Source organism: Anatilimnocola aggregata, assembly GCF_007747655.1.
Taxonomy (GTDB): Bacteria; Planctomycetota; Planctomycetia; order Pirellulales; family Pirellulaceae; genus Anatilimnocola; species Anatilimnocola aggregata.
In genome coordinates this window covers 8,605,396-8,618,138 of the sequence record NZ_CP036274.1, presented here as the reverse complement: position 1 = coordinate 8,618,138, position 12,743 = coordinate 8,605,396, and the positions used below count along the sequence as shown (strand labels likewise).

10 protein-coding genes are annotated in these 12,743 nt (G+C 57.5%); 4 read left to right on the top strand and 6 right to left on the bottom strand.

The window, feature by feature from the left end; genetic code table 11:
• Positions 1-196 precede the first annotated feature (196 nt).
• The 3 genes from ETAA8_RS32765 to ETAA8_RS32755 form a co-directional block, all read right to left on the bottom strand.
• Entirely contained in the window at positions 197-1,543 is a 1,347-nt protein-coding gene (locus ETAA8_RS32765) for a DUF1501 domain-containing protein (RefSeq protein ID WP_145099194.1), read from the bottom strand.
• A 105-nt stretch (positions 1,544-1,648) separates the two neighbouring features.
• Positions 1,649-2,749, bottom strand: coding sequence for a fatty acid desaturase (locus ETAA8_RS32760; protein ID WP_145099191.1), 1,101 nt, complete (start codon positions 2,747-2,749; stop codon positions 1,649-1,651).
• A gap of 209 nt (positions 2,750-2,958) precedes the next feature.
• Entirely contained in the window at positions 2,959-4,188 is a 1,230-nt protein-coding gene (locus tag ETAA8_RS32755; RefSeq protein WP_145099188.1) for a glycoside hydrolase family 88 protein, read from the bottom strand.
• Between the two features lie 178 nt (positions 4,189-4,366).
• Here ETAA8_RS32755 and ETAA8_RS32750 point away from each other — a divergent pair, with 178 nt between their 5' ends.
• Both ETAA8_RS32750 and ETAA8_RS32745 read left to right on the top strand, forming a co-directional pair.
• Positions 4,367-4,864, top strand: a complete 498-nt coding sequence (locus ETAA8_RS32750) for a tRNA (cytidine(34)-2'-O)-methyltransferase (RefSeq protein WP_145099185.1) — start codon at positions 4,367-4,369, stop codon at positions 4,862-4,864.
• Positions 4,865-5,000: 136 nt separating this feature from the next.
• Positions 5,001-6,047 (top strand): porin family protein, encoded by a 1,047-nt coding sequence (locus ETAA8_RS32745; RefSeq protein ID WP_145099182.1) that lies wholly within the window; start codon positions 5,001-5,003, stop codon positions 6,045-6,047.
• 173 nt (positions 6,048-6,220) lie between these two features.
• Here ETAA8_RS32745 and ETAA8_RS32740 read toward each other — a convergent pair whose 3' ends face one another.
• From ETAA8_RS32740 to ETAA8_RS32730, 3 genes are all read right to left on the bottom strand, one after another.
• Entirely contained in the window at positions 6,221-6,418 is a 198-nt protein-coding gene (locus ETAA8_RS32740) for a cold-shock protein (protein ID WP_145099179.1), read from the bottom strand.
• 174 nt (positions 6,419-6,592) lie between these two features.
• A complete protein-coding gene (locus ETAA8_RS32735) occupies positions 6,593-6,940 on the bottom strand; it encodes a hypothetical protein (protein ID WP_145099176.1) in 348 nt (115 codons plus the stop codon).
• Positions 6,941-7,095: 155 nt separating this feature from the next.
• Positions 7,096-8,412, bottom strand: coding sequence for an alpha/beta hydrolase (locus ETAA8_RS32730; protein WP_145099173.1), 1,317 nt, complete (start codon positions 8,410-8,412; stop codon positions 7,096-7,098).
• A gap of 533 nt (positions 8,413-8,945) precedes the next feature.
• Here ETAA8_RS32730 and ETAA8_RS32725 point away from each other — a divergent pair.
• Positions 8,946-10,856, top strand: coding sequence for a DEAD/DEAH box helicase (locus tag ETAA8_RS32725; protein ID WP_202921416.1), 1,911 nt, complete (start codon positions 8,946-8,948; stop codon positions 10,854-10,856).
• 120 nt (positions 10,857-10,976) lie between these two features.
• A complete protein-coding gene (locus tag ETAA8_RS32720) occupies positions 10,977-12,740 on the top strand; it encodes a glycoside hydrolase family protein (RefSeq protein ID WP_145099170.1) in 1,764 nt (587 codons plus the stop codon).
• The last annotated feature ends 3 nt before the right edge of the window (positions 12,741-12,743 follow it).

Below are 12,743 nucleotides of genomic sequence, written 5' to 3'. Positions count from 1 at the left end.
GTGTGCCTGAATCTTACCGATCCGCCGTGGGTTTGTCAAGTATAACATTCCGTCCAACAATGGGGTCGATAGTTGGACAGTGGTGTGCGTAACTCTCGGGTTTGGCTGCAGGTTGGTGTCCAACAATGGTGCGGAAGTTGGACGTTTAGGTGGAAATCGCAGGTGCGATTTCGGCTGCTGGGTTGAGTGCCGAGAGTTAGATCAACTCGCGCAGCGGAGCGGTATGATCGACCAGGTATTGGGGCCGGCCGGAGAGGTCGGTCATGGTCGTGGCATCGAGATTGATGCCCAGATTGTGATAGAGCGTGGCGAAGACTTCCTGGAACTGAACCGGCCGATCGACAGCTTCGGACGCGGTGGCATCGGTCGAACCGATGACCTGGCCAGTTCGGAGGCCGCCACCGGCCAGCAGGGCACAGGCCACGCCGGGCCAGTGATCGCGGCCACCTTTGTCGTTGATCTTGGGTGTGCGGCCGAATTCGCCCCAGACGATGACGGTCACATCGCGATCGAGGCCCCGTTCGTGCAAGTCTTGCACGAGGGCAGAGACGCCTTGATCGAGCAGCGGCAGCACCTTCCGCCCATGGTCAAAATTCTTGCCGTGCCAATCGAAGTCGGCGAAGGAGCAAGTCACCAATCTTGCGCCAGCTTCGACCAATCGGCGCGCGGTAAGGAACCGCGACATCAGCGCACCATAGCCCAAACGTCCTAGTGCCGGGCCGAGTGCATTCAGATCGTCTTCGCCGTAGCGGGCGCGAATCTTGGGATCTTCGCGAGTCAGATCGAGTGCCTGCATCAGCGAGTTCGACGTCAGCACGCCCATCGCTTGTTCTACAAAGGGATCGAGCCCGCGCTGGTCGGCAGCTGCAGCCTGTTGTCGCAAACGATCGAGACCTAGGAGCAGATTCTTGCGATCGCCGAGCCGATCCATGGTTACGTCTTGGTGCAGACTCATGTTCGCCAGCGTTTCGTTATCGGGACGAAACGGCGTATGAGCGAGACCGAGGAACCCGGGCCCGGGAATGTTGTACGGGTCGTGCGCCATCTTCTGCGAGACGTCGACCGCTGGCGGAATCGTCGGGTTGAGCGGGCCTTGCACCTTCGAGACCACAGCTCCAATCGAAGGCCAACCACCTCGCGGCGCACCTTGGGGAGCATGACCCGTCGCGCATTGAATCGAGCTGTGCCCACCCTGAGCGCCGACCAGCGAGCGAATGGCAACGAACTTGTCCATCATCGCCGCGATCCGCGGCATGTGTTCGCAAATCTGAATGCCCGGCACGTTCGTACTGATGGGCTGAAACTCGCCGCGCACTTCGACGGGCGCATCGGGCTTGAGATCAAACATGTCTTGATGGGGCGGCCCACCCGACAGATAGATCATGATCACCGACTTGTGCGAACGACCAACGCCAGCAGCGGCCTCGGCCTGCAACATCTGCGGTAGCGCCAAACCACCAAGGCCGAGCGAGCCAATCTTCAAAAAGTCGCGGCGGGGCAAACCGTCGCATAATCGCCGCTGTTGGCCAAGGAGGGTCAGCATAGGGCGGGCTCTTGCAATGAATGCGGTGGGGGCTATCGAGGGAATATCGACGGACGTTTATATCATCGGCGAAATGGGGGTCGCAGGCAACGCCTTTTTTGGCAACTAACTCAGCTTCGCCGTTTCGCAAGACATTTGCGACCGAACAAGCTCTGCCGCGGGCTCGGTCGTAGGAGTGCCATCGAAAGCCAGCCAGCATTGGCGGCGATAGTCGTACAGTTTGCACTGCCGCAAAATGCCGAGCAGTTGGCGAATCTTGAATGGCGAGACGATTACATCTTCTGCATACGACTGCTCCACGGCCAATTGGGCAGCGGGCAGGTTGTACAGCGGCACGCGCGGGTCGATGTGATGGGCCGTGTGCTCCATGATGTGATGTAACATCGGCCCCAGCGGCCAAGGGAACTTTACGTGCACAGTTCCCTGCACCTGGCCAGCATAAAACGACCACTCTTCGGGGTCGTCGTACCAGCGGACCTTGGGGTGCGTGTGGTGCAGCAAAATCACCAGTCCCATGAACCAATTCCAGAGCAGTTGCGGCACAATCACGGCGAGCGCAACGTTGATGAGCATTTGACCTGTCGACGGCCAGCCCACTGCCGCGGCAATCGCGATTTGGCCCAGGGCAAACACGGCCACAATCCCGCGGTCGAAGAGCGAGGTGAACCGCGGCAGCACTTGATGATCGGATGAGCGGGGAAACATCAAGTGCCGGTACCAAATTTCAATCAGGTAATAGCTGCCCACGCCCGCTAGTGTGCGATAGTGCCTTTCCAACGCACGGCGGTAGGCCGGCAAGGCGTCGTACTCGGCTTTGGACAGGGGAACCCACACGTAGTCTTTGGTGCGCAGGTTGGTAAAGCAATGATGCAACTGATTGTGGGCCAGGTGCCAACTGGTGAAGGGATGCCAGGAAGGCAAAAAGGCGAGCCGGCCAAGAACCTGGTTGAGGAAGTTGGACGGGGTCAAGCTGCCGTGGCAAGCATCGTGACCAATGATAAAGAGAACCGAGATGCAAACCGAATTTGCGAACCCCCAGGCAAACTGAAGGCCGGGATGTGGTTCCGCCAGGCAAGCAATAAACGTGAGAACGTATAGCGTGCCGGTGAGCAAAAAGAGCGAAACGCCTTTGAGCGTCGACCGCAGGCGAAACGTCTCAGGAATCGACGCTCGCAACTGGCTAATTTTGGGAGGTGCTGTGCTCATAATCGCGGCGCAAAGGAAAAGGACGATTGTCACACCAATGGCCTCGCTGCCAGTGCTCTCGGCAGCAGCACAACCACATCCAACCGCCAGCGCCGAGAGAGTTCGCAGGTCCGAAGGTAAAGGTGCCGAGCCACAATTGTAGTTCGCTGGCAGGGGAAGTGGATAGTGTATCGACCCGCCGGCGAGTGCTCGACTTCAGTGCCGGACAACTATTTCTTATCGAGCCCAAACGCTGCGTACCGCTCGCTGTTGCGTTCGAGTGTCTCGGCAGAGACGCGATCGAATTGACTGCAGACGACTTTCGTCAGCGCTTCCACAAAGAAGTACTCGCCCCACATCACCGATTCGTTGACCCCCAGGTTCTTCGACGTGTGATAAACACCCTCTTTAAGGATCCCTTCCCAGCCCGGTGTTTCGCGAGCCAAATACTTGGGTTGGCAGAGCGAATCGAGCGTGGCCAACGCAACCGCTTCGTATTGCTCTGCGCGCTCGTCATCTTGTGTTTGGCGCGCCAGGTCCAGCAAGCCACTCGCCGCGATGGCAGCAGCGCTCGATTCCTTTTGATTGCCAAACGGCGCCGGTTCGTTGGGGTTCGCATCGAAATCCCACAGGGGAATGCGGTCCTCGGGGAGGTGCGAAATCCAATAGTCGGCGTTCTTCTCGGCGATTTCAAGGAACTCCTGATTGCCGGTGAGTGCATAGCACTTGCTGTAGCCGTACAGCGACCACGCCAGGCCGCGGGCCCAAGCACTGTCATCGCGCAGGCCTTGATGCGTTGTCTGTTTGAGGAACTTGCCGGTGCTCAGGTCAAACAGCCCTTCGTGAGCGGTCGAGCCGTCGGGGCGAACCAGCGTCTGCTCCGTCGTGCGGCAGTGGGCCGTGGCAATCCGCGCGAGGTCGCGATCGCCGGTCTCAATGGCTGCATAAAAAATGATGGGCACGTTCATCATGATGTCGATGAACAGCGACTCCGGCGCAACGAACGAGCGCAGGTATTGCCCCTTCTCCATGAACCGCATCGCCAGCGTACGACCAGCTTGAATCAGCACGTCGTGCAACTGTTTCTCGCCGGTGATTTCGTACCAGGGCAAATAGGTGCTCAGGAAAATGAAGCCCAGGTCGTGGACGTCGCGATCGTGCTGACGATGTTCAAGCAACTGGGAATAGTGTTCGGCCCGCTTGCGCCAGGCGGACGATTTCAAGGCGTCGTCACTCAGCCCACGAACTTTGCGTTCGTTACGTTCGCGCAGGTGGAACTGCCACATCATGCCGGCGAGAAAACCGCCCGTCCAATCGGTCCAGAGTTCGCCCCCGTGGTGCCACTTGCCACCCACCGTGTAAATCGGAAAGAAATCAGGGTGTTGATAGGTCAAGGCAGCGACTTGCTTCTCGGCGAATTCCAAGGCAGCCGGATACTGTGGGACGGCAGTCTGAGTCATGGAAGAAGATGATTCGTTAGAAAGGAAATGGACCGTAGGAATGTGATTTTTGCACCCGCAATAAACACCAACTGCGAGTCGGCCACAAGAGCCAGTGAGCGAATGCAGCCGTCAGGTACAATGAGCGAGCGTCGCGTAGCGGCCTCTCCTCCCCAGCCCTTTGTTTACCGGCCATCCCGTGAACACTGCTCCCCTGCTGCATATTGTTTTGTATCAACCGGAAATCCCGCCCAACACAGGCAACATCGGCCGCAGCTGCGTCGCCACCGGTTGCCGCTTGTGGCTGGTCGAGCCACTCGGTTTCGATATCAGCGAGAAAGCGGTCCGCCGGGCGGGGCTCGATTATTGGTCGCTGCTCGATCTGCGCGTGGTCCCTGATTGGCAAACGCTGGCAACCGAATTGCACGAGCCGTTCAGCGCCGGTCGCACGTGGCTCTTCACCAAAACGGCCAAGCAAAGTTATTTACAGCCGCGCTATCAGGCCGGCGATGTGCTGATCTTTGGCTGTGAAACGCGTGGCCTACCGGCAGAGATCATGGAGCAGTTTCCCAATCAGCTGGTGCGTATTCCCATGCGGCCGCAGGTTCGTAGCTTGAATTTATCGGTGACCGCTGGCATCGCTATGTACGAAGCTGTTCGGCAGCTGGGCTGTGGTGATGAATACTTCGAGCAGTAGCGCTATCTGCTAGCAGCGACGACCAAAAAGTTTATGCCTCTGACCGCCCACTCTCTCTTGACGTGGTAGCAAAGCATCCGCAGAATCCCGCCCTCCTGAAATTGCGGCAGCAGATTCTGCCAGCAGGTCATTTTTCATGTTCTCTTGTGAACCTAGCTCGAAATGCGCGATCACCCTCGTGGTGCTGGGCTGCTGTGCGCTGCTGGCGACTACTTCATTTTCTCAAACACCGGCTCGCCAGGCCGTGGGACGAGGTCCGATCAATCCGCTTCGCGCATTGCCAACTTCAGCCGGCGTGCTACAAGCTCAAGCCACCGAGCCGCTACCCTCGCCGCTGCGCGGCCCGCCAACCGGCAATAATCCCTTCGCGGATTCCGCAACCGAGCCGCGCCTCGCGCCCACACAGATCGGGCCAATGCAGCCCGTTCCCGCGCCGGGCGAACGCCTGCTCTTGGAACAAAACTCCGCCCAGGGTTGGCCAGCTGATGCGCCCGCCTACGATCAGCTCGAACATCACGGCGGTGGACATGGCAGTCATGGTCATCCGCCGCGCGACGCCTGGTTCGCCCACGACGATCCGAACGACATCGCTCGGCACACAGGCTGGGGCGAACCGCTGGTCGGCACTAGCTGGCGAAATCGCCCTTGGTACTGGGGCATATTTATGGGGGGCATCCTTAACGACGGCATCGTCGGGGGACACGTCGAACAGGACAATGCGCCGTTTCTCGGGTTGCGGCTAGGCAACGACTTCGATCATTTTTGGGGCTGGGAAGGTCGTTATGCCTTTGCCCGCACGGAACTGTTCAATGGAGTCGGTGCTCCCATTGCCGAAGAAGGACGCAACTATTACGTCGATGTCGCGCTGCTCCATTATCCCTGGGGCGATTCGCGTTGGCGACCCTATTTTCTCGCGGGCTTAGGTTTTGCTAATTTCCGCTTCGAGAATGACTTGGGACAGAGGATTGACGATACAGCGCTGACGATTCCGCTGGGAATCGGCCTGAAGCACTATTATTCGCCGTGGTTCTCGCTGCGCTTCGATGCTGTCGACAACTTTGCGATTGGCACGTCGCGACTGGATACCATGCACAATTTTTCGCTGATGGTCGGCGTCGAGTTCCGCTTTGGCGGCAATCGACCCAACTACTTTCCGTGGCATGGAAACACTACGTTCTGGTAGCGAAACCAGCCTTTGGTAACCGTGCCTGCAAGAGGGGCCCGCTCGCAACGTCGTGCGTCCTGATACCGCCCCATTTCCTTCCGTGGAATGGGAGTCAGTTCAGTGTGCGGGCTACTTCTGTTTTCGACCGTGTCACTTGGATTCAGCTTCTGACCTGCAGAAGCCAATTCAATTTAGACGGGGGTTACATTTTCGGCACAAGGACCTTTTTGTCCGCGGCCTTCGGTGTAAGTGACCTTCTGGCCTTCGCGCAGGTCGTCAAAGCTGACGCCTTGAACTGCGGAAGAATGGAAGAACAGGTCCTTACCGGGACCAACCGTGATGAAACCAAAACCCTTGTCGGTAAGCTTCTTGATGCTGCCTTCAGCCATTTGCGTATTCCCTGAGCGTTGCCATGGATGAACGCCGCTTGGCTAAGTTGCCGACTGGTCGCCGTCCGTGTGTGTCCAACAATATACTCGATAAAGAGTGTAAATACATGGGGTAAGCCGGTGCAAAACCCACCCCGTTTGCTTTTTTCTTAACGTAACTAGCGGTTGTGCCAGTTAGCCATCGATGGCTTTCAACAAAGCTGTTGCATTGGCCAGGCTGCCGGTCGCCTTCAACAGCTGGCGAGCCGTCTTGATCGCGTCTACCCAGAGGGCTGGCGAAGTCAGCGGGCTATCGCTGGCCGACTTGGACTTTTTAGCCCGGCCATCGGTCGCCATGTTCCCCTTGGTTTTCACCATGTAGACCATGTTTTGGCTGATCTCGTGGCCGTATTCTTTCTTCACCACTTCGGCCACTTCTGTGGCCTTGGCGGCGGGCATCTTCTTGACGACCAGGCGAATCGCCAGGCTCTTGTTTTGCTTGGGGTCCGAACGATCCGACTTCGACGACGACTTCTTGGCCATGCATCACCTCAAAAGAAAGAGTAAAGACTCCATCTAGGCTAGCTGCCGCCAGAACTGGGCACAAGGTGTTGCAAGGGTTGACAAATTGAACTTATTGTTATTTTTGGCATCTTTATTAGTACAAACTGTTACCTAAACGAAAGGTTGCCAACTTGCTAGCGGGACGACTTGATCCACTGCGCAACGTCGCGAATGACACTTTCTGCCACGTTTCCGGGGGTAAGGTACTCGATGGGCCGGCTTGGCCCCGCGCCAACCATGAATAAGTGGTTCAACGTTGGGTAAGAAACAAATTTTACTTGATTTCGTGAGCCTATCGCTTGTTTCCATCGCGCAAAGTCGTCCATGGTTACTTGGTAGTCACGCTCACCTTGCAATATGAGCATCGGCCTTGCGATTCTCTGGGCTGCCGCGGCAGGGTCATAGTCGCGCAAGTCCAGCCAGTACCTGGCGGCCACTCCCAGGGGTAATTCGCGTGCTGGCGTATCGATCGACAGGTCCGCGGACTTTACTTTGTCTACTTGTTGTTTGATGACATTAAGTTGTTGTTGTTTTTCGGCATTCAGTGGCCCGTCCAACAACAGAATGTACTTCGTTTGCTCCAAGACCAGATCTTCGAGCGGACGCGTGGAACCGGCAAGGCTGATGAACCCGGCAGGCCTGGGATTGGCTGCCGCGATTCGCGGCAAGAGCATGCCGCCGAGACTGTGACCGAGGACAAAGATCCGATTGGGATCGATCTTTTCCTGGCCGGCGAGCGTTTCGACAGCTGCGGCCGCATCGTTAACTGTTTCTTCTTTTACCGTAATGGTACTGGTCGTCAGCGCCATCACCAGTTGATGTTGTTTCGTCCGCTTCTCGTAGCGCAGCACGGCGATACCCTGCGAAGCTAGTCCCTGAGCCAGATCCCGGAACGGTCTGTTCGGCCCGATGGTCTCGTCTCGATCGTGGGGACCGGAGCCATGCACAAGTACGACCGCGGCAAACAAACCATCACCAGTGGGAAGCGAAAGGGTACCGGCCAAAGGAAACAGTCCCTTGCCAACCTTCACTTCCACCTCCGAAAATTTTGTTGTATCAACATAGGCAGGCGACTTGTACTTTCCTGCGGGAACAAAGAACAGGCCGGCGATTCGATCCTGGGAATCAAAAACGACTTTCGCCTCCAGTTTGCCACGGGCAAACTCCAGCGTGACGAACACAACCTGATATTTGTCAACAACTTCACGTCGGCTTTCGCCCAGGCTCTGCAGCGGGCCATACTGTCCAGTAATGCCTTGCCAGACTTCGCGTAGTTTGCTGGCGGGCAGCCCACGTTTCATTGTGTCGTCGAACGACGCGACCGCCTGGTCGAACTCGCCCCGACCGAGTCGCTCGACAAAGGCGCGAGCCAGCCCTGCATGGGGAATTTCCTGGGTCTTGGTTGGCGGATCGACCTGGGTACAGAGCAGGAGCAGAAGTGCCAGATTCATGAATCACCTCGATGAGGCCGATTCTACTGCGCCAAACTACGAGGCACGAATCGCCACCACCTGTCGCCCGCTGGAAGTATCGCCAGGATTGCATCAAAAGCGTGCAAAGACCGCGGCCGCGCGCGCGAGGCAAAGTATCAAGATGACTGGCAATACAGTTGGGGCGATCGTCAGACTCGTGGAACAACGCTGGTAGAATGCGGAAAACCAAGTCGTTTTTTGACCATTTAGTCCCTTCACTACCAGGGACCATTCGGGTAAACTTACCGTCACAAATGCATTTTCGGCAGATCTCGAGACTTCTCATCCCGTTGGGCTGCGGATTCTCCGCCCTTCATCCGTTGGAAGCCAGGCTGGCGGCTTAAACGAACTTTGAAGGTATCTCGCCCGCAAGCGGTTACCTCACTCACGCTTGCACTGACGTGCATCCCCCGGTCCTTTTATTCACGATGTCGTTCTTGTCGCCCTCCAGTTGGTGCTGACAGGGGTGCCATTCGCATCGCCGTTCAATTCGGCAAAGGTGTTTCGTTTCCATGTCTGAGTTTGCCCAAGACGAAGTTGAAGTCGCCGAGATGTCCCCCGAAACCTCGCAGTTTGAAGCGGCTGAAGAGCTGTTGCCTGAAGAGGCCGGTGCCGAGGATTCGGTTCCAGAAAACATGTTCCGTGGGCTGGGGCTGAACGAGGCCCTCGTTCGCGTTCTCGATCGTTCGGGCTATCACACCCCAACGCCCATTCAAGCGCAGACGATTCCGCTCATTCTGGAAGGGCGCGATGTTCTGGGCCAGGCACAAACGGGCACTGGCAAAACCGCTGCCTTCGCGTTGCCGGTGTTACAACGAATCAATCTGGCGGAACGCCGCCCGCAGGTGCTGGTACTCACTCCCACCCGCGAATTGGCCATTCAGGTTGCCGAAGCCTTTGAGAAGTATGCTGGCGAAATGCGCGGGCTGCGCGTCGTTCCCATTTACGGCGGTCAGGACTATCAGGTCCAACTCCGTGCGCTCGATCGCGGCGTGCAGGTAATTGTCGGCACCCCTGGCCGCGTTATGGATCACATGCGTCGTGGTTCGCTCAAGGTCGATGGACTGAAGACGCTCGTGCTCGACGAAGCTGACGAAATGCTGCGCATGGGTTTTGCCGAAGACGTCGAATGGGTGCTCACGCAGTTGCCGGCCGAGCGTCAAATCGCGCTGTTTTCGGCCACATTGCCAGAGCCGATTCGCCGCATTGCGCAGTGCCATTTGCGCAACCCGGCTCAAGTTACCATTCGCCAACAGACCGCGACTGCCGATACGATTCGTCAACGCTTTATCGTTGCCTCGCCTCATCTGAAAGAGGCCGCTCTCGCCCGCATTTTGGAGGCGGAGCCCATCGATGGCGTGATTATTTTCGTGAAGATGCGCAGCACCACCGAGCCGCTGGCCGAGTTTCTCTCGCAGCACGGCCATCGTGCAGCTGCGCTCAACGGCGACGTTGCCCAGAAACAGCGAGAGCGAATCGTCGAGAGTCTACGCTCGGGCAAGATCGACATTGTGGTCGCGACCGATGTCGCTGCCCGCGGACTCGATGTGCAGCGCATCAGCCACGTCATTAACTACGACCTGCCGTTCGACAGCGAAGCCTATGTGCATCGCATTGGTCGCACGGGCCGAGCCGGCCGCAGTGGTGAAGCCATTCTGTTCGTCCATCCGCGCGATCGACACATGCTCCGCAACCTCGAGCGGGCCACGCGTCAAGCGATCGAACCGATGGAACTCCCCTCGAACCGCACTATCAACAAGCAGCGCGTTGCTCGCTTTCACGACAAGATCACGGCGGCACTGACTCATCCCGATATCGAAGCACTCGCTTCCATTGTCGACCAGTATCGCCGCGAAAAAGAGATTCCGCTGGAGCAGATTGCTGCCGCCCTGGCATTGCTCGCCAATGGCGAAAAGCCATTGCTCATGAAGGATGCTTTCAAGCCCTCCGAGTCGTTTGATACGCACGGCTCCTCGCGCGATAGCCACGGCGGACCTCGCCACAGCCACGATCGCAACAGCCGTGATCGGCATGGAGATCGGGGCCCCGATTCCCGCCCAAGTCGTCACGCCGGCCCGCGCGGTTTCGACGAAGAGATGGAAACCTTCCGAGTTGAAGTCGGACACGTCAATCAAGTGAAGCCGGGCAATCTCGTCGGTGCCATTGCGAACGAGACAGGCATCAACGGCTCGAGCATTGGCCGCATTTCGATCTTCGAAGACTACAGCACGGTCGACCTGCCCGTGGGCATGCCCAGCGACATGTTTCAAGAATTGAAGAAGGTCCGTGTGGCCGGCCAGGAACTTAACATTTCGCGACTTGCCGAAGAGCGCCGACCCGCAGCGCCGTCCGCTCCTCGCGCCGAGGAGAAACCGATGAAGCCCAAGAAGCCGAAGCGCAAAGTGGCTGCCAAGCCAGCTTAGTGGTTTTGCTCTGAGCTTCGGCTCGGCTGCAACCTTCGCCGCAATTGCCAGACAATAGCGGAGCATCGAAAATGATGCTCCACGTCTTTCCTGAGCCAACTTTCGAATAAGTGAGCTGAGATGACTCTCCACTTTCACTCGATGCGTAGCCTGCGCACTTCCGCGCAGCTGGTCGTATCAATTCTCATTCTCTCCTGCGCACTACTCCTGACGGCAGCACCTGCCGGTGCTCAGCCGGCGAGCGTCGATCCGTTCCCGAGTCCGTTTGGCGTCGGTGCCAGCCACGTGAGAAATCGCTCGGTGGCGGACAACGCCACTTGGATTCCACAAATGTCCGCCATCGGTCTGCGAGTTTTTCGCTCGCCGCAGGCTGGCTGGGGAGGCCTCGAACCCGAAGAAGGAAAATGGAAGTGGGACGAACTGGATCGGCAGCTGGAGTATCTCGCCGAACAGAAGATTGAGTTTGGAATACTGCTTTACGGAAGCGGCAAGTGGAATCAACTCGATCGCCCCGGCACGTTGCCTGTCAACAATTTGCCAGCCTGGTCGAACTACGTATCGCAAGTTGCGACTCACGTGAAGGGGAAGTCGCGTCATTTCGAAATCTGGAATGAGCCACCAAACGGTACGGGCAAGGATCAAACGCCTGCGGACTATGCCAAAATCGTTGTCAGCGCGTATGACGCAGCCAAGGCTGCCCAGCCCGATTGTCTGGTTGGTCTTTCGGCCAAGAGTGCGCATGTGAATTATTTGGATCAGGTTATTCAAGCGGGAGCGAAAGACCATTTCGACTACATCGTGCTGCATCCCTACGAAGTGCTGAACGGTGTGGCAAATAACACAGGCTCGGAAGCGGTGTTCATGAACATCGTTCCCACGGTGCGCAGAATGCTGGCTGTGAGAAATCCCGCCAAAGAGAACGTGCCGATCATATTTACCGAATTGGGCTCCGACTCCAGCAAGGGAGCCGACAACCAGGCGCATGCTTTGGTGAAGGCTTACACGATGGGAATTGCCCAAGGGGTCGCCTGCATTCAATGGTTCGAGGGACGCGATGGCGACAGCGGTCCACTCGGGTTGATCGATGCCAAGGGAAAACCACGGCCAGCCTACACCGCTATGCAACAGCTGATTCAATACCTTGGCCAGCGTCCGACTTACCTCGGCTGGGTGCTGCTCAACGACCAGCACTACGGCTTCGTCTTCCAAGGCTCCGCAGGGACTGTGCTCTGCACCTGGGCGCGACCAGGCAAACCTCAGCGCGTCGAATTCGGTCGCGAAGTAAGAATCGCCAACCCGCTCACGACCAACGTCGTCGAAGCTCGTAGCTACGAGCTCACCATTGCTCCGGTGCTTGTGCTCAACGTACCGGAATCATTCGTTTCGCAGGCAAAAGCCAACCGGACCAAGCCGTTCCCCTGGGGCGGAGATTTCTCCGACGCGAACTCGGTTTCGATCACGTTCGGCGAAACAACCGCCGAGAAGGGGCTCCACACGGCAGCTGGAGCTGACGTCGCCGCTGCGGTCATCGCTTACGGCGGCTCCGCCCGCGCCGGCGATGTGCCCGGTGGAAACGTCTTCACGGTCGATCCCAACTTTTTGAACTACACCACGGTCCCGCTCGAAATCACTGCTGTCGTTCGCCGCAATCCGGCCAACGAGAATTCTGGCTTCAAGTTGGTCTATGAATCGAAGACCGGCTTCAAGACGGCTGGTGGTTGGTACACCGTGCCCGATAACAAGAAGTGGCACACAGTGACGTGGAAAATTGACGATGCCCAGTTCGTCAATTATTGGGGCTTCAACTTCAACCTGGAATCGGACGGCAACAAGTTCAACAAGTATCTCATCCAAAGCGTCACGGTTACCAAACGAACCCCCTAGCTG